This window comes from Streptomyces sp. NPDC087859 (assembly GCF_044742595.1).
Lineage (GTDB): Bacteria > Actinomycetota > Actinomycetes > Streptomycetales > Streptomycetaceae > Streptomyces > Streptomyces canus_F.
In genome coordinates this window covers 23,280-47,427 of the sequence record NZ_JBIUUU010000005.1, presented here as the reverse complement: position 1 = coordinate 47,427, position 24,148 = coordinate 23,280, and the positions used below count along the sequence as shown (strand labels likewise).

The 24,148-nt window shown below is 69.2% G+C and carries 19 protein-coding genes; 4 read left to right on the top strand and 15 right to left on the bottom strand.

Annotation, left to right across the window (positions count from 1 at the left end; translation table 11 throughout):
- Positions 1 to 73 precede the first annotated feature (73 nt).
- Genes ACIOHP_RS12995 through ACIOHP_RS12985 form a run of 3 tightly spaced genes read right to left on the bottom strand, consistent with a single transcriptional unit; the run spans position 74 to position 3,716 of the window.
- Positions 74 to 1,051, bottom strand: coding sequence for a UDP-glucuronic acid decarboxylase family protein (locus ACIOHP_RS12995; protein ID WP_401886528.1), 978 nt, complete (start codon positions 1,049 to 1,051; stop codon positions 74 to 76).
- A gap of 13 nt (positions 1,052 to 1,064) precedes the next feature.
- A complete protein-coding gene (locus ACIOHP_RS12990) occupies positions 1,065 to 2,393 on the bottom strand; it encodes a UDP-glucose dehydrogenase family protein (protein WP_401886524.1) in 1,329 nt (442 codons plus the stop codon).
- Between the two features lie 51 nt (positions 2,394 to 2,444).
- Positions 2,445 to 3,716 carry a glycosyltransferase gene (locus ACIOHP_RS12985; RefSeq protein WP_401886521.1) on the bottom strand — a complete coding sequence of 424 codons (1,272 nt, stop codon included), beginning with the start codon at positions 3,714 to 3,716 and terminating at the stop codon, positions 2,445 to 2,447.
- A gap of 192 nt (positions 3,717 to 3,908) precedes the next feature.
- Here ACIOHP_RS12985 and ACIOHP_RS12980 point away from each other — a divergent pair, with 192 nt between their 5' ends.
- Positions 3,909 to 4,880, top strand: a complete 972-nt coding sequence (locus ACIOHP_RS12980) for a class I SAM-dependent methyltransferase (RefSeq protein WP_401886518.1) — start codon at positions 3,909 to 3,911, stop codon at positions 4,878 to 4,880.
- A 7-nt stretch (positions 4,881 to 4,887) separates the two neighbouring features.
- On the opposite strand, the gene ACIOHP_RS12975 is transcribed toward ACIOHP_RS12980, so the two are convergent.
- From ACIOHP_RS12975 to ACIOHP_RS12950, 6 genes are all read right to left on the bottom strand, one after another.
- Positions 4,888 to 5,835: an NAD-dependent epimerase/dehydratase family protein gene (locus tag ACIOHP_RS12975; protein WP_401886515.1), complete on the bottom strand. Its 948-nt coding sequence runs from the start codon at positions 5,833 to 5,835 to the stop codon at positions 4,888 to 4,890.
- A complete protein-coding gene (locus tag ACIOHP_RS12970; RefSeq protein WP_401886513.1) occupies positions 5,835 to 6,503 on the bottom strand; it encodes a sugar transferase in 669 nt (222 codons plus the stop codon). The genes ACIOHP_RS12975 and ACIOHP_RS12970 overlap by 1 nt, the downstream gene beginning before the upstream one ends.
- Positions 6,504 to 6,549: 46 nt before the next feature.
- A complete protein-coding gene (locus ACIOHP_RS12965; RefSeq protein ID WP_401886511.1) occupies positions 6,550 to 7,614 on the bottom strand; it encodes a glycosyltransferase family 2 protein in 1,065 nt (354 codons plus the stop codon).
- Entirely contained in the window at positions 7,611 to 8,675 is a 1,065-nt protein-coding gene (locus tag ACIOHP_RS12960; protein ID WP_401886508.1) for a glycosyltransferase family 4 protein, read from the bottom strand. The genes ACIOHP_RS12965 and ACIOHP_RS12960 overlap by 4 nt, the downstream gene beginning before the upstream one ends.
- 292 nt (positions 8,676 to 8,967) lie before the next feature.
- Positions 8,968 to 9,939, bottom strand: coding sequence for a right-handed parallel beta-helix repeat-containing protein (locus ACIOHP_RS12955; RefSeq protein WP_401886505.1), 972 nt, complete (start codon positions 9,937 to 9,939; stop codon positions 8,968 to 8,970).
- 528 nt (positions 9,940 to 10,467) lie between these two features.
- Positions 10,468 to 11,313 carry a hypothetical protein gene (locus tag ACIOHP_RS12950; protein WP_401886503.1) on the bottom strand — a complete coding sequence of 282 codons (846 nt, stop codon included), beginning with the start codon at positions 11,311 to 11,313 and terminating at the stop codon, positions 10,468 to 10,470.
- Positions 11,314 to 11,367: 54 nt separating this feature from the next.
- Here ACIOHP_RS12950 and ACIOHP_RS12945 point away from each other — a divergent pair, with 54 nt between their 5' ends.
- Together ACIOHP_RS12945 and ACIOHP_RS12940 are read left to right on the top strand one after the other, a co-directional pair.
- Complete coding sequence (locus ACIOHP_RS12945; protein WP_401886501.1) at positions 11,368 to 12,372, top strand: hypothetical protein; 1,005 nt, start codon at positions 11,368 to 11,370, stop codon at positions 12,370 to 12,372.
- Positions 12,373 to 12,379: 7 nt separating this feature from the next.
- On the top strand, positions 12,380 to 13,876 hold the full coding sequence (locus tag ACIOHP_RS12940) for an oligosaccharide flippase family protein (protein WP_401886498.1): 1,497 nt from the start codon (positions 12,380 to 12,382) through the stop codon (positions 13,874 to 13,876).
- Between the two features lie 89 nt (positions 13,877 to 13,965).
- On the opposite strand, the gene ACIOHP_RS12935 is transcribed toward ACIOHP_RS12940, so the two are convergent.
- The 6 genes from ACIOHP_RS12935 to ACIOHP_RS12910 form a co-directional block, all read right to left on the bottom strand.
- The gene (locus ACIOHP_RS12935; RefSeq protein ID WP_401886496.1) at positions 13,966 to 14,724 is read right to left on the bottom strand and encodes a TylF/MycF/NovP-related O-methyltransferase; all 759 of its coding nucleotides are present in this window, start codon (positions 14,722 to 14,724) and stop codon (positions 13,966 to 13,968) included.
- A gap of 663 nt (positions 14,725 to 15,387) precedes the next feature.
- A complete protein-coding gene (locus ACIOHP_RS12930; RefSeq protein ID WP_401886494.1) occupies positions 15,388 to 16,731 on the bottom strand; it encodes an O-antigen ligase family protein in 1,344 nt (447 codons plus the stop codon).
- 22 nt (positions 16,732 to 16,753) lie between these two features.
- Complete coding sequence (locus ACIOHP_RS12925; protein WP_401886491.1) at positions 16,754 to 18,232, bottom strand: Wzz/FepE/Etk N-terminal domain-containing protein; 1,479 nt, start codon at positions 18,230 to 18,232, stop codon at positions 16,754 to 16,756.
- A gap of 2 nt (positions 18,233 to 18,234) precedes the next feature.
- Positions 18,235 to 19,392 (bottom strand): hypothetical protein, encoded by a 1,158-nt coding sequence (locus ACIOHP_RS12920; RefSeq protein WP_401886489.1) that lies wholly within the window; start codon positions 19,390 to 19,392, stop codon positions 18,235 to 18,237.
- The gene (locus ACIOHP_RS12915; protein ID WP_401886487.1) at positions 19,389 to 20,438 is read right to left on the bottom strand and encodes an LCP family protein; all 1,050 of its coding nucleotides are present in this window, start codon (positions 20,436 to 20,438) and stop codon (positions 19,389 to 19,391) included. Before ACIOHP_RS12915 ends, ACIOHP_RS12920 begins: the two co-directional genes overlap by 4 nt.
- Positions 20,438 to 23,137, bottom strand: coding sequence for a DegT/DnrJ/EryC1/StrS family aminotransferase (locus tag ACIOHP_RS12910; RefSeq protein WP_401886485.1), 2,700 nt, complete (start codon positions 23,135 to 23,137; stop codon positions 20,438 to 20,440). The genes ACIOHP_RS12915 and ACIOHP_RS12910 overlap by 1 nt, the downstream gene beginning before the upstream one ends.
- Positions 23,138 to 23,378: 241 nt before the next feature.
- Here ACIOHP_RS12910 and ACIOHP_RS12905 point away from each other — a divergent pair, with 241 nt between their 5' ends.
- Entirely contained in the window at positions 23,379 to 24,122 is a 744-nt protein-coding gene (locus ACIOHP_RS12905; protein ID WP_401886482.1) for a TetR/AcrR family transcriptional regulator, read from the top strand.
- Positions 24,123 to 24,148: the final 26 nt, after the last annotated feature.

Sequence of the window (24,148 nt, the reverse complement as noted above, 5' to 3'; positions counted from 1 at the left end):
ACCACGCCGGAGGTGGTGCCGAGGATGAAGTCGCGGAGGCGGGTTCCGGCGTCGCCGCACAGGACGAGTGCGTTCATGATGACCGTCCCGACGGGGAGTGCCTCTGGGGGCCCACGGATGTGTCCGAGTGGGCCGCGGACCAGGCGACGGTGCGGCGCAGCCCCGCCTCCAGCGGCACCATCGGGTGCCAGCCGAGCCGTTCGCCGGCACGCGTGATGACGGGGCGCCGGCGGACCGGGTCGTCGACGGGCAGGGGCAGAAAGCGCAGTCCGCCGTCCGAGCCGGTGATCAGCAGCACCAGCGAGGCGAGTTCACGCATGGTCCATTCGCTGGGGTTGCCGAGGTTGAACGGACCTGCCACATCGGTGTCGACCATGGCCAGCAGGCCGCGGATCAGGTCGTCCACGTAGCAGAAGCTGCGGGTCTGGCTGCCGTCGCCGAAGATGGTCAGCGCCTCCCCGTCCAGCGCCTGCCGAATGAAGGTGGAGATCACCCGGCCGTCGTGCGGCCGCATGCGCGGACCGTAGGTGTTGAAGATCCGCACGATGCCGGTGTCGGCGCCCTCGCTGCGACGGGACGCCATGGCGAGGGCCTCGGCGAAGCGCTTGGCCTCGCTGTAGACGCTGCGTGGTCCGATCGGGTTGACGTGTCCCCAGTAGTCCTCGTCCTGCGGGTGCACCTCGGGGTCGCCGTAGACCTCGCTGGTGGAGGCAAGGACGAAGCGGGCCTGGTGCCGGAGCGCCAGCCTCAGCAGGTTCTCCGTGCCCCGGCTGCCGGCGGCGAGCGTCTGCAGCGGGCGACGGGAGTAGTCGTACGGTGAGGCGGCGCTCGCGAGGTGGACGACGGCGTCTACATCCCCGGTGACTCTGACCCGCTCCGTGACGTCGCATGGGACGCACTCGAATCCGGGCTCGCGCATGAGGTGGCCGACGTTCGCCGCCCGGCCCGAGGAGAAGTCGTCCAGACAGCAGACCCCGTCGCCCCTGCGCAGCAGGGCTTCGCACAGATGCGATCCCAGGAAGCCGCTTCCACCGGAAACCACCACACGCATGGGCTCCGCCTCTCTATCGACCGAGCCGCGGACGGCCCAGCGCGCGCCACGTCCATCCCGCCGAGCGCCAGGCCGCCGGATCGAGGGTGTTGCGCGCGTCGACGATGGCTGGGGCACGCACCACCGTGGCGAGGTCGGCGGGGTCGAGCTCCCGGTACTGCGGCCATTCGGTGAGATGCAGGACGACATCGGCCTGCTCGCACGCCTTGGCCACGTCGAGGGCGAACTGGAGCTCCGGGTATGCCGCCCGGGCGTTGTCGACCGCCTCGGGGTCGTGTACGCGGACCTGGGCTCCCCGGCGCCGGACCGCGTCCGCGACCGCGAGCGCCGGCGAGTCCCGTACGTCGTCGCTGCGGGGTTTGAAGGCGGCTCCCAGGACCGCGACGTTGCGATCCGCGAAGTTCCCGCCGACGAGCTGCCGGGCGAGGTCGACGGTGCGGCTGCGCTGCCGTGTGTTGATCTCGTCGACCTGGCGGAGGAAGGCCACCGACTCGCCCTGGCCGAGTTGCTCGGCGCAGGCGGTGAAGGCCCGGATGTCCTTGGGCAGACAGCTGCCGCCGAAGCCGAGGCCGGGAGTCAGGAAGCGGGGGCCGATACGCGAGTCGCGGCCCATCGCCTCGGCCAGCGTGAGCGCATCGGCGCCCGTGGCATCGCAGATCTCGGCCATGGCGTTGATGAAGGAGATCTTGGTGGCGAGGAAGGAGTTCGACGCCAGCTTGACGAGTTCGGCGGTGGCCGGGTCGGTGCCGATGAACGGCGTGCCGGCCTCCAGCAGGGGTGCGTAGATCTCCCTCAGTCGCGCCTCGGCCTGCTCCGAACGGGCGCCCACCACAAGGCGTTCCGGCCGCAGGGTGTCCTGGACCGCGCAGCCCTCACGGAGGAATTCCGGGTTCCAGGCGAGCTCGGCGCCCGGTGCGGCCGCGTGCAGCCGCTCGGCCAGCCGGTCCGCCGTACCGACCGGCACCGTGGACTTGCCGACCACCAGGACCCGCTCGTACCCGCTGTCGTGCAGGTACGGCGCCAGGCCGTTGACCGCGGCCTCGACGTGACTCAGATCGGCGGCGCCCGAGCCGGGTTGCTGCGGGGTTCCGACGCAGATGAAGTGCGTGTCGGCGAACCAGGCGGCCTCGGCCAGTGAGCTGGTGAAGTGCAACCGGCCCTTGTCCACCGTTCTCACGAGCATCTCGGACAGGCCGGGCTCGAAGAACGGGGGCCTGCCGCCGGCGAGCGCGGCGATTCTCTCCGCATCGATGTCGACGCCGAGGACCTCGTGCCCGATGTCCGCCATGCAGGCGGCGTGGACCGCTCCGGCGTATCCGATGCCGATGACTGTCAGGCGCATGATGGTCTCCGTGGCCGGCGTGTAAGCGGCGGGGTATGTCCGGTGGAGGGATCAGGGGGCGGGGGCGGCCCCGGGGAAGGGGAGGCCCAGCAGCTCGCAGTAGCAGGCGTCGACGGCCGCGCACATGGCCTTCGGCGCGAAGGTGGTGCGTACCCGCCGGCAGCCCTGCCGGCCCATCTCGGCGGCCTCCTCCGGATGGTCGAGCAGCCAGCCGACCGCTCGCGCCGCGGCTTCCGGGTCGGCCGGTGGTACGAGCAGACCCGTGGCACCGTGCTCCACCAGATCGGGCACCCCGTTCACGGCCGTCGCGACGACCGGGCGAGCGGTGGCCAGCGCCTCGGTGAGTGCCCGGCCGAGACCTTCGTACAGCGAAGTGATCACGAAGACGTCCAGGCCGGCCACCAGACGGGCGGCGTCCGACCGTTGCCCGGGGAGGGTCACGTCAACGTGCAATTCGGCCGCCAGCCGCCGGACCTCCTCTTCCAGCGGCCCGTCGCCGATCATGACAAACGCGGTGCCCGGGCGCTCGGCACGGACCGCGGCCGCCATGCGGATGAAGTCCAGCGGGGCCTTCTGGGTGTCGATCCGGCCGACGGTGCCGATGAGCGCCGTTGCGCGGTCCACCCCGAGCGCGCGGCGGGCGGAAAGGTCGAACCCCTCGGGGATGCGTCCCAGGTCCACGGCCGACGGCACCACGTGGACGCTGCCGGGCGGGGCCAGGCGCTCCTCGACGCACTGTCGCGCCACGCGGGGCGCCACGGCGAGGAATCGGTGGGTGAAGCGCCGGGTCGCCCTTTCCAGGAAGCGGTACACGGTGCGACGGGGGCGGGACATGTGCGGGTGAAAGCTGAGGCCGTGGAAGGTATGCACCACTACCGGTGTGTGGCACAGCCGTGCGGCTGCCCGCCCGAGAAAACCGCCCTTGGCCGAATGGGTGTGCACGACGGTGAACCGCTCGCGCCGGATGAGGCGTATCAGCCGCCCCAGCACCAGCACGTCCGTGGGCGTCAAGGTGTGCCGGAACCCCGGTATCTCGACCGTGCGCACCCCGGCGGCGCGTGCCCGGCCCCAGAGATCGCCACCCGGTACTCCGGTGATCCACACCTCGTAACGGTCGGGGTCCATGCCCTCGGCCGACAGCAGGGTGTTGCCACCGGCTCCGGCCCAGAAACGCGTGATGACGTGCAGGACCTTGATGCGGGGCAGGACCGGCGGTGCGGGCAGCGCCGCCGCCGGCGCCACCTGCGGGAGCGACGCGGGCCAGCCGATGGCCGTTCCGTCCGGCTGGCCCGCGTCGGAGGCGAGGGTCCCGTTGCGCATCATCGATCACCACCAGCAGGGAAAATCGTATATTTACGATGTATACGTACACAAGCATCTACCTCATAACGTTCTAGGTCAATACGCCCATATCAGGCCTTCAAGGCAGGTCCGCCGCGAGGGTTCGGGATGCCGCAGCCCAGCGAGGCGCCGATACTGGGCCCGCAGGAGGCCCCCGTCGTCAGAGGAACGCGTATGCCCCTGGGCGAACTGGACTGGATCAAGCAACTGCTGGTGTGTCCGCGCTGCCGGTCGACCCTGGTGGCGAAACCCGGCGGACTCAACTGCAGTGCGCCCGACTGCCCCTACCACGGCGTCATGACCTTCCCGATGGCCGGGCCGTGGCCGGTCCTCGTCGACTTCGAGCGCAGCGTCGTGAACCGGGAAGAAGTGGTCGCGGCGGCCGAGGCTGCCAAGACCGAGGGGCCGGAACCCGCCGGGCTCGTGCACCGGCTTCCCGCCCCCCTGCGCCGCGTCTGGAAGCCGCCCAACCGCGTCGCGGCCCAGAACGTCGAGCTGCTGCTGCGGAGTCTTCTCGGCCCCGCGCCGAGGCTGCTCGTCGTCGGCGGGGCCACGGTCGGCAACGGTGTGAGCGCGGTCTACCGCGATCCGCGCGTCCAGGTGATCGGCTTCGACATCGTCGGCAGCCCGGTGACGCAGTTCATCGCGGACGCCCACCAGATTCCGCTTCCCACGGGCAGCGTCGACGCGGTGCTGGCGCAGGCCGTACTGGAGCACGTACTCGATCCGGCCCTGGTCGTCGCCGAGATCCACCGGGTCCTCAAGGACGGCGGAATCGTCTACGCGGAGACGCCGTTCCTGCAACAGGTGCACGCCGGCGCCCACGATTTCACGCGCTACACCGCGAGTGGCCACCGCTATCTCTTTCGGCGGTTCGAGGAGCTCGCCGCCGGCCCCGTCGCGGGCCCCGGCACCCAACTGCTGTGGAGCATCGACCACCTGGTCCGGGGCCTGACCCGCTCCGCCCTCGCAGGCCGAGCGGTGCGGGGGCTGATGTTCTGGCTGCGCACCCTCGACCGCCTCGTCCCGCCGAGCTACGCGACGGACGACGCTTCGGCCTTCTGCTTCCTCGGACGCAAGAGCGACCGGGAGATGTCGGCCCAGGAGATCATCGACTACTACCGTGGGGCACAGGTGCCTGCCTGACGCAGGATCAGCGTGCCGCCCCGACCCGGATCTTCTGCTCGGCCCGCACCATCGCGGCGAGTCCGGTACGGATGTCGGTGCCGGGCCGGTAGCCGAAGGCGTCCCGCGCCACGGCGATATCGGCCCGGGTACGCCGGGCGTCGCCCGGCCGTGCGGGCCCCGGCACCACGTTCACCGGCTCGGCCAGCTTCCCGAGCAACGTGATGACCTGGTTCATCGTCACCTCGCTGCCGCCGCCGAGGTTGGCGACACCGGTCCACGAGGAGAGAGCGGCTCCGCGCATGGCCCTCACCACGTCCCCGACGTAGGTGAAGTCACGGCTCTGCCCACCATCTCCGTACAGCGGGAAGGGCCGATGCGCGCAGGCAGCCGCGACCAGCCGCGAGAACGCCATGTCGGGACGCTGCCGTGGACCGTACACGCTGAACAGCCGCAGGGAGGCGGCCGGGACGCCGAAGACGGTGCGATAGGTCTCGCACAGCTGTTCCGCCGCGAGTTTGGTGACGCCGTACGGGGAAACGGGCCGGGGACGCACCGTCTCCGGCGTCGGATACGCTTCCGCGTCCCCGTAGACCGATGAGCTGGACGCGAAGACCAGCCGGCCCAGTCCGGTGTCCCTGGCCGTCTCCAGCACCCGCTGGGTGACCAGGACGTTGCGTTCGAGATAGACGGCGAACTCCGCACCCCAGGAACCGCGGACGCCGGGCTGGCCCGCGAGGTGGTAGACGGTGTCCGCCTCCGCGAACAGCGGCTGAAGGGGCAGATCCAGCAGATCGCCCTCGTGGAAGGCGAACCGGTCCCGCCCCAGCAGCCGGGCAAGGTTGAGCCGTTTGCGCGCGGGCTCGTAGAAGTCCGTCATGGCGTCGATGCCCATGACCTCGTCCCCGCAGGACAACAGATGTTCGCACAGGTGCGAGCCGATGAATCCCGCCGCACCAGTCACCAGGGCGCGCATCAGGGCTCACCTCCAGGGACGCCGCGCGGCGTCCGACGGCGCCGCCCGATCTCTTCCAGAACTCCGGACAGCACGTACCGGACGGTCCGCGAGACGCACCGCAGCACGTTCCGCACGGTCGCATGGGCCAGGAACTCCGCGTCCATCGCCGTACGCAGGGGAACGAGCTCCGTCAGGTAGTAGTCCTCCGGATCGGGCCGGCCGTCGAGCTGCGCGGCGTACGCGCGCGACCGCAGCTGGCACGGCCCGGTGAGCCCGGGGCGGTGCCGGAACACCCACTGGTGTTCCGGCCGATAGCGGCGGGCGAGGTCCGGAACCTCGGGTCGGGGACCGACCAGCGTCATGTCCCCACACAGCACGTTCCACATCTGCGGGAGCTCGTCCAGGCTCAGCCGGCGCAACAGCTCCCCCAGACGGGTCACCCGCGGGTCCGAGCCGCCGGTGACTCCGGGGCCTGCGCAGCCGTGCCTCATGCTGCGGAACTTGTAAAGGGTGAACTCCTGCCCGCCCGCGCCTATCCTCTGCTGCCGGAACAGCACCGGCCGGCCGCTCGTGACAGCGACCAGCAGTGCCAGCAGCACCAGCAGCGGCGAGAGAAGAAGCAGCAGCGTCAGGGCGACGACTACGTCCAGGATTCGGAGCGCGGGCGTGAGAGGCACGGCGCTCATGGGCGGCACAACCTGTCTCGGGGTGTGGTCAGTTCGGGGATTGTGCTCAGTGAGGGGCATGGAGGGCGTCCTTGGTCGAGTCCGTCGCCCGGGCGAATGCGGCAGGTGAGGGCGGGGTTGGTGATGTTGTCGTCGCCTGAAGAAACCTGCGTTCGAGCACGTGGGCGCCGACGGTGCAGAGCCAGCGCAGATATCCCCCGTAACCGCTGAGCGTGGCGCGGCATTCGGACGGGCTTCCGCGGAGCACGGCCCTGCTGAGCCTGGCGGCCAGTTCGACCGTCAGAGTCAGAGCCACCAGCAGCCAGGCATGGGACCGGGGCCAGTGCCGGAACGCGTACCGGCTGCGGCTGCACAGGGAGTAGCACAGCCGCCTGCCGCCCAGCTGGGCGGAGCTCACCTGGCCGATGTGGTGGACCTTGGCCTGATGGAGGTAGTACGAGCACCGGTCGCGCCGACGGGCGCGCAGCGCGAGATCCGTCTCCTCGAAGTAGAGGAAGTAGCGCTCGTCGAAGCCGCCGAGTTGGTCGAAGAGCGAGCGGCGCAGCAGGAAGAAGGCGCCGATCACCTGGTCGACAGGGCCCGACGCGGTGGTTTCCGCGGGCAGCAGGTGGTGCGATGGGAAGAGCGCGGGCGCCAGCCGGTCGAGGCCGGTCATCTTGCCGAAGAAGATGCGCAGGCTCGGGAAGCGCGAGCAGGAGATCGCCGGTTCACCCCGCTCGTCGACCATGCGCCCGCCGCAGATGCCGATGCCTTCCGCGGCCGGGGTGCCCAGGAAGCCGCCGACGGCGCGAAGGGTGTCGGGATACAGCTCCGTGTCCGGGTTGAGGAAGAGCAGGAAGTCGCTGTGGCCCCGGGCGGCGCCCTGGTTGCAGGCGGCGGCGAAGCCGCGGTTGTGGGAATTGCACACCACGTCGAGCGGGATGTCGCCGGAGGTCAGTTCGTTCATGGAGCTGTCGGTGGAGGCGTTGTCGACGACGACGATCCGCGCCACCCGCAGCAGCGACCGGTCGCTGCGCACGATCGAGCGAAGGCACTCCTGCAGATGTCGGCCGGCGTTCCAGTTCACGATCACGATGTCCGCGGCCGGGACGGTCCGCGTTCCCGGCCTCATCGCGTCACCGGTCCGAGCTCCAGGGCCGCGGCCCAGCGGGGCAGCCACGCGTCGTACGAGTACCTCTGGCCGGTGATCTCCCGGGCGGTCCGTCCGAGCCGTTCCCGGGTCGCCGCGGGGGAACCGATCAGGCCGAGGATCGCGGTGCTCCAGTCGTCCCGCGTCTGCGGAGCGGGCAGGCCGAACTCGGACAGCAGATCGGCGTTGACGCCCAGCGGGCTTGCCACGGCGGGCAGCCCGGCGGCAGCGTACTGGAGCAGCTTGTAACCGCATTTGCCGAGGTTGTAGGAGGTCGTCGGCAGCGGCATCAGGCCGATGTCCATGGCGGCCAGCTCCGTGCGCTGGCTCTCCGGACTCCAGGCGACCCGGTCGATGAAGGGCTCCAGGCTGCCGAGGGACGGTGTGGTCGTGCCGACGAGGGTCAACCGCGCGCCGGTGCGCCGGTGGACCTCCGTGAGCGCTTCGCCGATCAGCCGCAGACATGCCTCGTTGTGGGCCGAACCTATCCAGCCGAGCCGAGGTGGGTCGTGCAGCACGTACGAGGTCTTGCGCATGTAGTCCTCCAGAGCCACGCAGCTGGGGATCACCACGACGTCGCGATGGTGCCGGGAGGCCCAGTCCGCCAGGACGGCGTTGCCCGCGATGACCCGGTCCGCGTGGCGAACGGCCACCCACGCCTTGTCCGCCTTGGGGGCGAGTCTGCGGACAAGGCCGCCCTCGCCCCGGTCCCATTGCAGGGCGTCGTCGAAGTCGTACACGGCGAATTCCGCGCTCGTCAGCAGCCGCCGCTCCCACCAGCCGCGGCTGAGCGGGGAGGCTTCCCGGTGCAGCAGAAGCCGTCGGGGCCGAGCGCTCGCGATGGCGCCGAGCCGCAGTTCCGCCCTCGCGAGGGACACGGGGTGGCGCGCGAGACGGGAGGGAGCGGCGTCGGACAGCGACAGATAGCTGCCGACGGTGAAGTCCGAGCTGACGCGGTCCAGCCACTGGAAAACACGGACCCGGGAGCTTCCGGCTCCTCGGCCGTAGGGGGTGACCGCGAAGAACTCCGAGCCGTGATCCACAGATCCTCACCCCCAGGGGAGAGACTGTAAATTTACGATGTAAATGTACATTTTAGTCCCACCAGTGGGCGAGGGACAACCGCGGGCGGCACAAAGGTCAGCGGCATCAAGTGAGCTGGGCCGGCGGCAGCGATCGCGTCCACGCGTGGGCGCTGGAAGCCACAGGTATCTTGCGCACCCCTCGCAGGGGGCAGCTCTTGTGGAAGCGCCACCTGATCACGGTCTTGACCCTCGAAAGCGCCCACCGCCGCATGGACCCGCCACCCTGCGCTACGACAAACCGAGTGCAAGCTCAGTGAGAAATTTCCGTAGCGACGTTGGTGAATATGTTGCCCGAGGTTTCTCCGAGGTAGGAGAAGTAGTTCAGGATCCCTGGAGAAAGGTTCGTGAACTGGTTGTTGGTGATGTTGGTCCTGATCCCGTAGTCCAGCTCGACTCCCGCGCCACCGGCATCGTGAATGTCGTTCGCCGTAACGGTGATTGCACTGCTGTTGAGCGTCCCACTGCTGTCGCCGACAACCAGACACGCAGCACTGAGTCCGGCACCGCTGATATTGTTGTTTCTGAACACGATGTTCGCGCCGACACATTTGGACATGGCCGCCAGAATTCCATATCGCGCGCCGGTGCCGGATAGGGCTGCACGCGTGATCGTGTTGTACTCGATCAGGATGTCGGCGACGATGTCGGAAACCGAGTTGGGCTCAACGTCGATCGCGCCCGGCATATCAGGTCGGGCAATATTCTTGAACGTGTTGTGGTGTACGTGCACATTTGTGCCCGACGTGATGCTTACACCGTTGCGGTTGTTGTTGCCCGCAGTGAACGTGCAGTCATGGACTTCAATGGTGTGCCCATTGTTTCCACCCGATCCGACGTTGATGTAGACGCCGTCGCCGATGATGTTATAGAAGTCGCAATTCTTGACGAGGATGTTGCTGTAATTGCCCTGCACTCTGACCTGGTGGCGGTGCTGGTTCCAGGCATCGCCCTGGTTCTGGATGTTGCCGTCGAACTTCAGGCCGTCAATGGTGACGCCGTTGCCGCCCACGCGCAGGGTGCCGTCATCGCTGCTACCCGTAGTGGAGGTGTTCGCGGTCTTGAGGATCGAGCCGTTTCCCTCGACATAGCAGCCGGTCGGGATCAGAAGCTCATCGACGATGTACGTATGAGCAGAGGGGAAAACCAGTCGCTTATTGACGGCAGCGTTCGCCGCCAGTTGTGGAGTCGCATAGTTTTCGACAAGCACAACTCCAGTGTCCACGGTGCACCCCTGGGAGCGACAGGGAGGCTTTTTCGCAGCCAGAAGCGGGAGAGCCATCAACCCCAGCAGTGATCTGCGGGACAGTGAGCCGGAACCGGAAAATATGCCCACCGGAAACCTCCTGAACAAAAGTCGAGTGGAGTCTACGTGTCGAGTCCACGGTGTCAATGCCCGACACCGAAGCAATCCACCGGGCCTCGGAGCATATGTTGGTGACCCGAATACCGGGACTCCCGGGCCGGGGCATCACAGCCGACAACCGGTTGAATTACCGTACTGAGACTGCCCGTTGAGCCGCCGTGTGGCGTCGGCCACACAAAGGGGATTGATTCTCGCCTCTCCTATTGATCAGCAACTCAAATGGTTCCCAACGGGCCCACTCGCACGCAGACCGCGAACAGACCCGCAGCCCTCATGGGACTACCCATGGGCGCCGGCATCGCTGTCGAAACCGTCCTCGATCAACCGGACCCGGTCCGTGTCCTCGACCGCTTCTCCGGGACGGCCAGGCAACAAAGCCCCGCCCCGTCAGCCCTGGCCCTTCCCCGGTCGCTGCGCGGCATCCGCTGGGCCCGGCGCTGGGGGTCGCAGTGCGCCCATGGGCGCACAGGCCGGGTGGAAGGCCCGGCGGCCGTCCGGCTTCGCCAGCTCGGCGACAACCGTGTCCGCGGCGATACGCGCTCCCCCGGCGTTGAAGTACTGGTCGTCGTCCGCGGAGTGCCAGGCGTGCCGGAATCCGGTGTCGGCCACCGGATGCCCCAGGAGCTGCGCGAACAGCGGGTAGCGGAGCTCGTCGTTCCCGAGGTCCGGCGGGTCGGCGGCGGCGTAATCGTCGAGGAAGGCCCGGGGAAAGCAGGGTCCGATGCCCAGGCAGCCGTACGGGGTCCCGTCGTAGCCGAAGCCGGTGCGGGCGTAGGCCAGGAGTTCGTGCCACTCCCGCGCCTCGTCCCGCCCGGCGAGCCAGCGCCAGTCGTCTCCGATGACGCTGAGCGGCGTCAGGGCGGTGAGGCCGACGGCGTCCGCGGGCACCGTCGCATAGAGGCGCTCCAGGGACTCCGCCAGCAGCAGGTCCCACTCGACGAGATGAAGGACGTCGAAGGACAGCCGATGCCCGGTCTCGCGGTACCAGTCCAGCAGTACCAGGTCGCCGTTCTTCCAGTTCCAGTGACCGCTGTGACGGGAGGTGTACAGCGTGTCGAGCCCGAGCGCCCGCTTGCCGGCCAGCTGGAAGGCGGCGCCGCGCACGCCGCCCGCGCCGCCGAAGATTCCGTGCACGGGCACACCGGGGTTGAGTCGGCGGAGGAGTCTGACACGGGCGCGGCTTACCAGGGGGTCTCGATGGAAGCGGTACACGACGACCCGTTCGATAGGCACGGTGCAATCCTAGACTTATAAGACAGTCGGTACATATCCGCCTAAAATTGGATCGTGGATGATTCTTCTGCCCCCCTTCCGGGCACCGCGTTCTACACGGTCGCCGACCGGCGGTTCTTCCCGGGGCTGGTAGCGCTGTTCAACTCGCTCCGGCTGACGGGCCACGACGAGCCCCTGTTCGTCGTGGACATAGGGCTGTCACCCGAGCAGCGGGACCTGCTCGCGGGCCACGTCACCCTCGTGGAACCGCCGTCACCCGACACGCCCGCGGTGTTCCTCGCCCCCTACGGTCCCCAGCAGCACCCGGCGGACGTGATGGTCGTCATCGACGCGGACATCATCGTCACCCGGCCACTGACGGAGATCACCGAGGCGGCGCGGCGGGGGCACATCGTGGCGTTCGTCGACTGCCCGCCCAACAGCCGCCGCTTCCACTCCGAGTGGGAGACCACTCTCGGTCTCGGCCCCCTCCGCCGCCAGCCCTATCTGAACGCGGGACTCGTCGTCTATCCCCACACCCTCACCGACCGGCTGCTGCCACCGTGGACCGAGGGCCAGCGGGCCATCGGCATCGCACACAGCAGATACGGCAAGGCCACCCTGGACGACCCCTTCTACTTCGCCGACCAGGACGTGCTGAACGCGGTGCTCGCCGCCCGGTTCAAGCTCGGAGAACTGGTTGTCCTGGACCACCGGCTCGCGCCCCATCCACCGTTCCCGGGACTGACGCTGACCGACCGACAGCGCCTGACCTGCCGTTACGAAGACGGAATCGAGCCCTTCCTGCTCCACCACGTGCTGGCCAAGCCGTGGCTCAAAGCAACCCGGGACACCATCTACTCCACGCTCATGACCCGGCTGCTACTGGCCCCCGACGTTGCCATCCGGCTGGCCCCGGAGAGACTGCCGCTGCGGTTGCGCGAGGGGCCGGCCGCCGCTCTCGACCGACGCCGGGCCGACGCGCAGACCTTCGTCCATGACCACGGCCGCCGCCAGCTCGGCCGGTTCGGCATCAGGACCCGGCTGGCCCGTTGGCGTGCGCGACAAACCGCCCGTTGACGCCGGCATGGGTGCCGGGCAGCCACATGGTGAGGACGAGGCCCTCTCGGACAGCGAGCTGAAACGGCGGGCCAAAGCGGGTGTCTTCCTCGTCAGCACCCGCGGACTGGTGATTCTCCTGTTGGGGTTCGCCGGGAACGTGGTCGTGGCCCGACTGCTGAACCCACACGACTTCGGTGTGGTCGCCATCGGCATGTCCTTCGTGCTCTTTGCCGGGCTCGTCTCCGACGGAGGCCTCGGCGCCGGGCTGATCCGGCGCGGGGAACCCCCGAGCGACAAGGAGCTCGGCGCGCTGAGCGCACTGCAGCTGGGCGTGACGCTGGCGATGACGGCCGTCGCCGTGGCGCTGGCTGTTCCGTTCGGCGAGATCGCCTGGGTGACCGCCATCATGGTCGGCTCCATGCCGTTCGTCGCCCTGCAGTTCCCGGGCCGCATCCTGCTGGAGAGAGCCCTGCTCTACCGGCGGCTCGTGGCCGTCGAGATGACTCAGGTGTTGTGCTTCCAAGGGTGGGCCATCGGCACCGTGGCGGCCGGCTTCGGCGTATGGGGGCTCGCCACCGCGACCGTGGTCCGTGCCCTGACCGGGACGGTGATGATGGCGTTCGTGTGTCCGGCCGGGCGGGTGCGACCGCGGCCGGAGTTCCGTCTCATCAAGCCGCTCATCGCTTTCGGCCTGCGATTCCAGGCTGTCAACGTGACCTGGTTGCTGCGCGATCAGGCGCTCAATCTGTGCGTCGCCGCACTCGGCGGGGTCTCACAGCTCGGCCTGTGGACGCTTGCAAGACGGCTGATGGAGATGCCGTACCTGCTGCTGCATTCGCTGTGGCAGGTCTCGTTCCCCACGATGTCCCGGCTGTCCGCTGATAAGGAACGATCGACGCGGCTCGTCCAACAGGCCGTCGACATCGCCTCGGTAGGCATGGGGCTCGTCCTGACCGCGCTCGCCGGTTCCGCGCCAGGGCTGGTGCCCGGTCTCTTCGGGACGCAGTGGCGGGACGCCGCCGTGATCCTTCCCGGGGCGTGTCTGGGGCTGGCCGTCGGCGGGGCGGTCTCGGTGGCAACCCAGGGATATCTCTACGCGATCGGCGACGTGCAGGCCGTGCTGCGGGCGACCCTTCTGCAGGCGGTCACCTGGCTCGCCGTCACCCTTCCGCTGCTCGCACCGCTCGGGGTGGCTTCCGTGGGGCTGGGATGGTTCCTGTCCGCGGCCGTCGAGGCCCTGGTGCTCAGCCGGGCCACCACCCGCCGGATCCCGGTCCGCCTGTTCCGCCCGCTGCTCGCCCCCGTACTCGTCGGAGTGTGCTCGTCCTCGCTGGGGTGGACGGTTTCCGCGCGGGGCGGCGAGACCCTGTGGTCGGGCATCGTCGGCGGCACCTGTGGCGCAGTGCTCTTCACGGCCGGCATGACCGCGGCGAACCGGCGGCTGGTGCGGCAGACGTACGGTTTCGCCGCAGGCTCGGTACGTGCCGCATTGTCGCGCACCCGGCGGGAGGAGGGTCGGTGAGCGGCGGTGAAGCCGACCCGGGCGTTGCACGGAGCGGGACGCCCGACACCGAGCCCAGCGTGCCGCAACTCGCCGGGCGCCCGGGAGCGTCACGGTTTGACCGCGACCCGCCCCTCGTCCATCCGCAGCAACAGCAGCCGTTCCCCGGTCCGTTGCAGGAACTCGTCCACCGCCCTGCGTGACCCCTGCCAGGTGCCGTAGTCGTCAATGAGCAGGACGCCGCCGGAAGCCAGGCGCGGATACAGGTGCTCCAGTTCGTGCCGGGTGGAGGTGTACCAGTCCGTGTCCAGCCGCAGGATCGCGATCTGCTCGGGCGCGCGTTCGGGAACGGTCTCCTCGACCAGGCCCTGCACGTAGTGGATCCGCTCCTTCGAGTACGGGATCTGCGCGAAGGCCGACTTGACGTCTTCGAGGCCCGCCACGGCACGGATGAGACTGTCCCGGTCCGAGTCCGCGAGCAGACGGGCGGCCGGCTCCCCATCGTTGCTGCGGTCGTACTCAGTGGGCGGCGGCATGCCCTCGAAGGTGTCGAACAGGTACAGGTCGCGGTCGGCGGCGCCGAGCGAGAGGAGGGTGCGCGCCACGGCGTGCATGCTGCCGCCCCGCCAGACCCCGCACTCCACCACCGCGCCCGGGATGCGGTGGCGCACAACGTACCGGGTCGCCAGAATGAGCGCGTTGACGCGCTCGGGAGGCGTCATGGAGTACGGCCGGACGGCCGTGATCACCGCCTTCGCCTCTTCGTCGTAGTCGGCGGGGTAGTCGGGCGCGGCGGACCGGGTCACCCGCCGGACCTCGAAGCCAGTGAGGCGCCGCAATCCCGCGTTGGCCCTGCTTTTCCATGACATGACGTCAGACGTTATGCACGGCAGGGTGACGGGCACGCCCATGCGCCCTCGTGTCGCGGGTCCTTCCACCGGAGGGCGGCGCGGCGGTGAGCGTGGCTCGGTCGTCCTGTGCCGGCTGGATCAGCGGGGACCTCAGCTGTGCCGGAGTGGGCACGGTCTGGCGGTGCCCCCCGCCGGTGAGGGGCTCGCTCACACCGGGGTCCTCTTGAGGATGTCCCTGCGCCGGACGCACCGCCAGGAGCCGCGTCATCGCGGTTGACCGGTGAGGGCCGGCCCTCCAGCCGGGCCAGGGGTGTCCAGACCAGCCGCGTCCGTTCCGCGACGCGCGCGGAGCGGTAGGACATAGAGCGTCCCGACAGCCAGTCCATCAGCCGTTCGCTGTCCCCGGTGGCACTCGGTACATTGACTCCGGAGCGCATGAGGACGCCCCGCCGACGGCTGTTGAGCAGGAAGAGGCGCTGGTACCACGCCGGATCGGGCTCCGGCAGTCTCACATCACGTCCGTCGACGCGGCGAGATGGTCGAGCCCTACGTTGCGTTGCAGAGCGAGACCCGGGGCAGTCCGGGCGTACCGAACCGTCGGGCAGCCTGGACTGCACGGCAACGGAATCCATACACCGCCGGAAGTCGTCCACTCGGTTCCTGGTGCGGGGATGGCTTCGTTCACGGCTGAGTTCGCCGGTGAACCCACCTGCAAGGCACGGGTGCCACGCCACGGACCGGGGGTCCCATCGGCTCGGGCTGACGCGTCTCCGCCTGGCATCTCTCGTCTGCGCGGACCACCGCCGTGGCAAGACCGATGGAGAGGTAGAACAGCACGCGAAGGACTGTGCCCTCGAAGCTCGACTCGACCGCGAAGACGACGAGTTGGGCGATGAGCGTGAAGCCGACGACCCGGGCCACCTGGCTGGTGCGCCACCGGGAGAAGAAGAAGACGGCCGTCCCGATCAATGCGAGCGAGACGCAAGCACCCAGCAGCACACCGAAGTACACCATCTGTTGGAGATACGTGTTGTGGACACGCGCCAGCTCCCAGATCTCATCGGGCGCCGTTCCCCCGCCATAACCGAGGAACGGCCGCGCAGCAATCCTTTCGACCGCCTCGACCGCGAATTGCGAACGAATGAAGACGTTGGTCAGGCTGAACCGGCTTGCCGAGGATTCGTGGGTGTCCGGATTCAGCTGATACAGCAGCACCACGGCTGCGGCGACCGACGCGATGACTGCGACGATCTTCCCGGATATCCGACTTGCGACGCGCCGCCTCCTGACGAGGCTCCCCAAGCCCCCGAGCACCGCGGCCGTCAGCAGTCCGAGAATGACCCCGCGCGAAAAGGTGCAGGCGACCGCGACGAGCGCGACACATCCGGCCAGGGTGAACCGTCGATTGTGCCGCGCATGGCCCCAGTACAGCAGGAGGGGGACGAAGAAGGCCAGCACGGTGGCGAGATTGTTGGATGGCCCCAGGACAGGGTGAGAAAGCCTGGTGTAGTACGAGAGATACCGATCGGAATCGAGGGGCAGCCCGGCCTCCTGGGGACCGAAGCCGGGAACCCGGAGCAGGAGCAACACGGCGGGAACGATGAGCAGATAGCTGTAGCGCTTGACGTACGTCATGGCCCGGCCGGGCGGAACTCCACTCAGCTCTCGCACAACGAAGAGGTAGGCGACGATGCCTTCCACATAGACGATCGTGGCACGGAGCGTCGCGTCCCGGTCCTGTGTCCACAGTATCGACATGCCGCAGATGAACGCCGGGATGCACAACAGGACGAAAAGCTTCCGATAGCCGATGTCCAGTGGCTTGAAGGCACTGTCGGCGAAAAGGGTCATCGCAACGACACCCAGCAGAACGTCCAGGACGGAGACCGACTTGATCCCCGGCACGGAGCTGGCAATGCGCACCGGCATCGCCGCCGCGATCAGGACCAGCATCAGCAGGATGCGTGGGCGTGGCCTGGGCCCTGCCCCGGTTTCCTGCCGAACAGGCGCGTGCATGGTCGTCACGATGTGCCCTCCGTGCGCTTCTTCACCAGGGTTCCCCGTCCGGCTCGAGCCGAGGCAGGTCGCTCTTTCCCGGAGACCACGCCGTAGTACGGGACCGGCCCTGGTTTTCCCGGCGGATGTCGTGCCCGTCCACCCGGGCGGGAGGTGAAACCGCCGGCACGTAAGGCCTGCTGCGCTTCCGGCGCTCTCCGCTGAGGACGGCTCCCAGAACCGTGACGCCGACAGAGCGAAGGCGCAGTACCGATTGGGCGAAGTCCGGCATGCGGGTGGCCCTCGCCTCGGCCACGAGGATCGCCTGTCCCACAGCGCGGGCCACGATCGTCGCGTCGCTCTCGGCGAGCACAGGAGGCGCGACGAAGATCACGGCATCGGCCCGCCCCATGAGCTGCTTGCACAGCTCGGCGACATCCGTCTGGCGCAGCGGTGCCGCGCCGGAATCCGGATCCGGACCGCTCCCGGCGAGTACTTGGAGAGGCACGTCATCGCGCCAGGTCCGAAGCGCCTCGTCGACGGAGACCCCGCCGTTCAAGACGTCTGTCAGCCCCCACGACGACGACAGGCCGAGGAGGTCCGCCAATGGTGCCCGGGAACTCTGGGCGTCGACCACGATCGTCCGCGTGCCGCTCTCGGCCAGGGCGATCGCCAGTCCCGCCGCGACAGCGGTCGTCCGGTCTCCACGGACGGCCGCTGTCACCACATAGGCCCGGGGCCCGGGACCGCGGCCGGCGATCTCTGTAGTCAGGGCCAGCCACCGGTAGGCCTGGGCGTCTGCCGACGATCCGGGCAGTCCGAGCCGGAATTCCTTGTCACGGCGCTTCCCGCCACGGGGCAGAACACCGAGGACGTCGAGGTCCGTGCCCTGCGCCAGATCCTGAAGGTCACGGATCCGCGTGTCCGTGACCTCGCGGACGACCGCCCAGGCGAGTCCGAGGACAAGGCCCGCGGCGAGGCCCAGGGCGATGTCGAAGCTCTTGTGCGGGGATACCGGGCGGTCCAGGAGCTGCACGCCGTCCAGCGTTCTGACGTCGATCACAGGTGTCTTCCCGTCACCCTCCTGCCCGGAGTTCTCGGCGGATGAGGCGATCCTCGAGAACGTCGGTCCCAGGGCTTGGGCGATCTGCTGCGCCTGCCGGGCCGAGCGGTCCGTCACCGTGACGTCGATGACTGTGGTGTCGGTCGGATTGGTCGCGGTGATGTGGCTCTTCAACTGCTCGACCGAGTACGGCAGCCCCAGTTGATCAATGATCTGCCTGAGCACGGACTGGCTCGTCAGCAGCGCCGTATACGACTTGGCGCGCTGCTGGGAGAGGAGCGCCCCTTGATACGCCTGGCTCGAGTCCTCCCCCGGGGCTGAGACGGTCACCAGCATCTGGGCCTTGGCCGCGTAGACCGGCGCCTGCGACTGGGCCACCGCGGCACCGCCGGCCGCGCCCAGGAGCGTGAGCACAAGGATCGCCACCCAGTGGAAGCGGAGCAGACGGATATAGGCCTTGAGGTCCATTTCTATTCCTCGGGCAGATGGGAATCGCGGCTGAGCAGCTGCTCGAGCGGACGCAGAGTCTCGTCCCAGCTCAGGCGCTCGGCCTGGGCGTACGCCTCGTCGCTGGCCGACCGCCACCGGCGCTCGTCACTCATGCCATCCACTGCGGAGCGGAACGTCTCCTCGGTGTAGACCACCGAGCCGCGCAGCAGGTCCAGATGGCGCCGCCAGGAGGGCACGAGCACAGGAAGCCCGTACGACAGGTACTGGACGTGTTTCGAGGAGAAGCCGTCGCGGCGCAGCGGGTCTTTGCTGCACGTCACCAGTCCGAGCTGGTAGTTCCTCAGCACGTCGATCGAGGGCGCGTAGCCGAGGTAGTTGAGCCCGAGTGCCGGATCCGGCGGCGGCCCGCCGAAGACGTCGATGTGCGGGTACTGCGCGGACAGGCGGGCCAGGAGCGAGGGATCGTTGAAGCCGGCGCTCACGTTGCCGAGGTAGACGACGCGCGGCGGAGCGGCGAACTCGGCGCGCTGCTTCGCGGGAGTGCAGCCGAAGTTCAGCGGCATCAGATTGCGCCCGCTGATCCCGTACCGCTCGACGGCGTAACGGGCGTACGACTCCCAGTGCAGAGCCAGATGGTCAACGCCTTCGAAGATGCCGGTCTCGAGCCGGCGCAGTTTCGCGTGCTGCCGCTCGCTCAGCCGGCCGTCGAAGAACACCTCGTCCGCCCACGGAGCGGGCGCGTCGTACAGAGTCCGGGCGGAACCGGCGAAGGCCAGCACCCCGGCGTCGTAGGGGGTCTCGCAGATCACCAGGTCGAAGTCGTCCAGCGGCAGCGACCGCTTGAGGATGCCGCGCCGCAGCCGATGATCGGCGACCAGCAGGTAGTACGACAGGTGCCGTCGCGCGAAGTCCCATCGCCGGGTGAGCACCGCGGACGCGACCTCGGTCGCGTAGAGCGCGAACTTCCGCGGGCCGAGGGCAGGAAGCCTGCCGTGGAACTGCTTCGGCGCTTGGGCCCACCGGCTGAGGTGATAGGTGTCGACGAGGTGCGCGTCATGGCCCCGTTGCCGCAGGAAGCGCTCTATCTCGGCGGGCTTGATGCCGTTGGCGAAGGCGTCGAGCTGGCAGATGACGAGGACGCGCTTCCCTGCCCGCGCCTTCGTGGGTGCGGTGGTCATGAACTGCCTCCTCGGGTCTGCGGAGCCCCCGACTCGATGGCGTGGCACGCTGCCCGTAGCTTCGCCCGGTCGAGGATCAGCGCGTACTGACCGCGGATCATCTCCGACCGGACGATCGGCGCGGTGACGAAGCGGGCGTCAGAAGCATGCAGATTCCGCAGCCCGAACACGAGGTCGCGCAGATCGCCGTTGGACATCCCGTCGTCCACACTCACCGTCCGGGTGATCGCGTCGAGCATGCGAGCGGTGCCGAACGGATCGGTGACGCTGACCTCGCCGCGCACCTCGCCGACGAGGCTGCGCAGGAACTGCTGCTGCCGCTTGATCCGGTCCAGCTCGCCCCCGGCCAGACCATGGCGCTGCCGGACGTACGCCAGCGCCTCGCTGCCGTCCATGGTGTGGGTGCCGGCCGTGAAGTGCCGGTGCTGCTCCGGGTCGTAGGAGCTCTCCGCGACGGTGACGGGCACACCGCCGACGGCGTCCGTGAGGGACCTGAACCCGTACCAGTCGATGACGCCGAAGTGGTCCACTCGGACGCCCGTGAGCTGTTCCACCGTCTGGATGAGCAGGGGCGGACCGCCCCAGGAGAACGCGGCGTTGATCTTCGCGGACCCATGGCCGGGGATGGGCACCCAGCTGTCCCGGGGGATGGACACCGTGGACGCCGTGCGCTCGCCGGGGCCGAGATGCACCAGCATCAACGTGTCGCTGCGCTGCGCCCCGTACTTCCACAGCTGCGTCGTGGCCTCGCGTCCGGTGGTCGGCTTGCTGGAGCGGCTGTCGACTCCGACCAGCAGGAAGGTGGTTCCCTCGGCCGCATCTCCCTTGGGTGGCCGGGAGCCGTCCGGGAAGGCGTGGGGGATCCTGCTGACCTGGTCTCCGTAGTGGTTCGTCGCCCACCAGACACCGCCGATGCCGAGCCCCAGCAGGGCGAGCACGGTGACGAGGGCGAGAACCAGCGTCCCGCGCAGGAGGCGGCGCGTCCGGTGACCCGCCCCGGGACGCTGCCTCGGGGCCCACCTGAGCCACTCGCGGTTCCCGGACATCAGAAGTCGTCCGGGTACGGATCGGTCATGACGGAACGCGGCTGTGCCGTCTCCGACCCGGGGAACCCCGGGAGGAGTTGGGCCAGCACGCGCCGCACCTGGGAGGGATCGTTGTGCTCCGCCGCGGCGCACAGGGCGGGAAGCCGTTCGGCCAGCGGGGCACCGTGCTCCTCGCCGGGGTTGGACGTCGCCGAGAGAATCCGCGGATGGGCGGTCTGCGTGTGCCCCTCCTGCGCGGAGAACAGGGTCTCGTTGAGCTTCTCGCCCGGCCGCAGTCCGGTGAAGCGGATGTCCACGTCCGGCACGTTCACGGAGCGGGCGAACTTACGGACGAGGTCCACGATCCGCACGGGGTCGCTCATGTCCAGGACGAACACCTCGCCGCCGTGGGCCATGCGTGCGGCCTCCAGGACAAGCCCGACGGCCTCCTCGATGGTCATGAAGAAGCGGGTCACGTCGGGGTGCGTGACGGTCACCGGGGAACCGGCGCCCAGTTGTTCGGCGACGACCGACAGCAACGAACCGCGGCTGCCCAGTACATTGCCGAAGCGGACGGCCGCGAAGACGCTCCCGGGCGGGGCGTTCTTCTGGCCCTCCCGCACGATGAGCTCGGCCAGCCGCTTGGTCGCGCCGAGCACCGACACGGGGTCGGCCGCCTTGTCGGTGGAGATCAGCACGAACCGTTCGGTTCCGACCGCGGTCGCGGCCCGCACCAGATTCACGGTCCCCGTCACGTTCGACTTCACGCCCTCGCAAGGGTGCCGTTCGAGGAGCGGCAGATGTTTGTGCGCGGCGGCATGGAACACCACCTCGGGGCGCAGCTCGCGGAAGACCTGGTCGATGCGGGGACGGTCCCGGATGTCCGAGATCACTATGTCGTCGCTGACCAGTGCGTCGCCGTACAGCTCCAGCTGCAGCCGGTGCAGATTCGACTCGTCGTGGTCGAGCAGGAAGAGCCGGCTCGGTCCGAAGGCACGCACCTGGTGGCACAGCTCGCTGCCGATCGACCCGCCGGCGCCGGTCACCAGAACCCGGCGGCCTGCGATCGTGGCGCGCGCCTCGGGGCTCACCACGTGCATCTCGGTGCGGCCGATCAGATCGTGCACATCCAGCGCTCGCATGTCACTGCCCACGACGTCCCGGCGGAGCGCCGCGATGAACGACGGCAGATACCGGACGCTGGCCCCCGTGGCCTCGGCCGCGTGCGCCACCTGGCGGAAGCGATCCAGGCTCAGCCCGGGGATGGCCACGACCACCGCCTCGATCCGGTGGGTCAGCGCGACGGTCCGGGTGTCGTCCAGTCCCCCGAGGACGGGCAGGCCGCCGATGGCGGCGGCATGGCGTTTGGCCGGAGAGTCGTCGAGGAAGCCCACGGGATCGAGCCCGAACGGCGGTGTCCGTGCCAGGTCCCGGGCGAGCGCCTGCCCGGCCTCCCCTGCCCCGATCACCAGAGTGCGCAACCCGGCCGGCCGCTGGGTTCCGGGCTGTCCCGGATGTTCGGCGGCTGTCGGCACGGGGCGGGACCGGGCGGTGCGCCGCTCCGGGGCGATCCGGGCCAGCTCCCCGCAGACCCGGTCGACCGTGCGCTTGGTGAGGCCGGGGTACAGGGGCAGGGACAGCAGCCCGGAGAACAGTTCGTCGGCTCCCGGCAGCCCCCCGGCCGGGGTGATCGCGGCATGCTGGAAGTACGGCATGTGGTGCAGGGGGATGAAGTGGACCGAGGTGCCGATTCCGCGCGCCGCCAGTCGGTCGATCAGCTCGTCCCGGCCGATCCCGTACTCGTCCAGCACGCGCACCACGTACAAATGCCGGGCGTGCCGTCCCGGTGTCGTGACATCGAGTGGCTCAAGCCCGGGAACGGGCTCCAGGCCGGCCGCGTACCGGTCGGCCACGGTGTACCGCTGCCGCTGCCAGTCATCGAGGTGACGTAGCTGGGCCCGGCCGATGGCGGCCTGAACATCCGTCATGTTGGCCTTCAGGCCCGCTGTCTCGACGGTGTAGCGCCAGCTGCCGCCCGGCATGTTCCGTCGCCAGGCGTCGGCGGACATTCCGTGGAGTCTCGTCCGATGGATCCGCTCGGCGATCTCCGGGTCGTCCGTGGTCACCATGCCGCCCTCGCCGATGGGCAGGTTCTTGGTGGCGTAGAAGCTGAAGCAGGTCGCACGCGACAGGCTCCCCACGAGCCGGTCCCCCACCGTCGTGCCCAGTGCGTGCGCGGCGTCCTCGATGACGCGGGTCAGGGGCAGGTGAGCGGCTTCCGCCAGCTCGGCGACCGGTGCCGGGGCGCCGGCGTAGTGCAGGACCATCATCGCGTGCGGGCATCCACAGGCCCGGGCGGCCCGGGCCACATCGGCGGGGGTCGGCATCGCGGTGTGCGGGTCGACGTCGACCAGCACGGGCCGTAGTCCGGCATGCAGGACCGCCTGGGCCGCGCCGCAGAAGGTCACGGCCGGAACCAGGACCGTCCCGCCGGGCGGCAGCCGCAGCGCGCGCAGCGACAGTTCGAGCGCCGCCGTGCACGAGCTCACGGCGACCGCGTGCTCGGCCCCTACATAAGCCGCGAACTCGCTCTCGAAGCGCTCTGTCTCATGACCGGTGGTCACCCAGCCCGAGGCGAGCACACGCTGTGCCGCTCTCCGGGCCTCGGGGCAGATCCGCGTCACGGCGAAGGGCACGTCCGGTGTGTCCGTGCGCTCCACGGCGCGAGCGTCCGTGGGGGACACACCGTTCAGGGCAGGCCAGGGATGGCCGACGGATTCGCGCCGGGGTCGGAGACGGTGGACTGTCATATCTCGCTCCCGGTGTGGGCTCGCTCGGGGAATGACGTCACCGCCATACCCCCACATAACGTATATTTACGTCGTATACGTACACTTTGCCCCCGCTGGTATATAGAGTCAACACAGGGACGCGGAGCGGGCCGATCACGGGAGGCTGGGCATGGCCAAGGAGCAGGCGAAAGCACGGGCCGACGATGCCGGAGCCAGTCCGGCGCGCCGCGCCAGCGACCGCGGCCGTTATGGACGGCTCAGCCGGGACCGCGTACTGGGCAGCGCCCTCGATCTGGTGGACCGGGAGGGCCTCTCGGCGCTGAGCATGCGGAGGCTGGGCGCCGAGCTGGGCGTGGAGGCGATGGCGCTCTACCGTTACGCGGACGGCAAGGACGCCCTCCTGGACGGTCTGGTGGAGGCCCTGTATCTCGAGCTGGAGGAACGACTGGCCGCCGAGCCGGGCCCGAGCACCGAGGAGCCGGCCTGGCGCAGCGGGCTCCATCGCATCGCCAGGGCCACGTACGACGTCTGCCTCGCACACCCCCGAGCGGTCCCCCTGCTCACCACGCGCATGCTGGCGGTCCCGCTCGCACAGCGCCCCCTCGCCGTCCTGAAGGACCACGAGAGAGTGCTCACCCTGCTCCGTGAAGCCGGTCTGGACGAGGCCCGCACCTCCGCCGTGTTCCGCGCCTTCACCGCGTGGCTCCTCGGCTATGTGTCCGCGGAACTGCGGCTCATGGTGGACAACGCCGACGAGCCGGACCCCGCCTTCCGTCTCGGACTTCACCGCATGCCGCCCCAGGAGCTGCCCACCCTCAGGGAAACCGCCCCCTCACTCGCCGACCGGGGCGGGCCGGAGGGCCTGGCCGCCGGACTGGACGCACTGCTCGACCGCTTCGCCGGCGGGGAGTGAGAGAAGGAACCGAGCCGACCGAGTGT

What these genes read in the sequence shown, in the direction of transcription:
- ACIOHP_RS12995 (WP_401886528.1), bottom strand. Translation starts at nt 1,051, where the DNA reads ATGCGTGTGGTGGTTTCCGGTGGAAGCGGCTTCCTGGGATCGCATCTG.
- ACIOHP_RS12990 (WP_401886524.1), bottom strand. Translation starts at nt 2,393, where the DNA reads ATGCGCCTGACAGTCATCGGCATCGGATACGCCGGAGCGGTCCACGCC.
- ACIOHP_RS12985 (WP_401886521.1), bottom strand. Translation starts at nt 3,716, where the DNA reads ATGATGCGCAACGGGACCCTCGCCTCCGACGCGGGCCAGCCGGACGGA.
- ACIOHP_RS12980 (WP_401886518.1), top strand. Translation starts at nt 3,909, where the DNA reads ATGCCCCTGGGCGAACTGGACTGGATCAAGCAACTGCTGGTGTGTCCG.
- ACIOHP_RS12975 (WP_401886515.1), bottom strand. Translation starts at nt 5,835, where the DNA reads ATGCGCGCCCTGGTGACTGGTGCGGCGGGATTCATCGGCTCGCACCTG.
- ACIOHP_RS12970 (WP_401886513.1), bottom strand. Translation starts at nt 6,503, where the DNA reads ATGAGCGCCGTGCCTCTCACGCCCGCGCTCCGAATCCTGGACGTAGTC.
- ACIOHP_RS12965 (WP_401886511.1), bottom strand. Translation starts at nt 7,614, where the DNA reads ATGAGGCCGGGAACGCGGACCGTCCCGGCCGCGGACATCGTGATCGTG.
- ACIOHP_RS12940 (WP_401886498.1), top strand. Translation starts at nt 12,380, where the DNA reads ATGGGTGCCGGGCAGCCACATGGTGAGGACGAGGCCCTCTCGGACAGC.
- ACIOHP_RS12935 (WP_401886496.1), bottom strand. Translation starts at nt 14,724, where the DNA reads ATGTCATGGAAAAGCAGGGCCAACGCGGGATTGCGGCGCCTCACTGGC.
- ACIOHP_RS12925 (WP_401886491.1), bottom strand. Translation starts at nt 18,232, where the DNA reads ATGGACCTCAAGGCCTATATCCGTCTGCTCCGCTTCCACTGGGTGGCG.
- ACIOHP_RS12920 (WP_401886489.1), bottom strand. Translation starts at nt 19,392, where the DNA reads ATGACCACCGCACCCACGAAGGCGCGGGCAGGGAAGCGCGTCCTCGTC.
- ACIOHP_RS12915 (WP_401886487.1), bottom strand. Translation starts at nt 20,438, where the DNA reads ATGTCCGGGAACCGCGAGTGGCTCAGGTGGGCCCCGAGGCAGCGTCCC.
- ACIOHP_RS12905 (WP_401886482.1), top strand. Translation starts at nt 23,379, where the DNA reads ATGGCCAAGGAGCAGGCGAAAGCACGGGCCGACGATGCCGGAGCCAGT.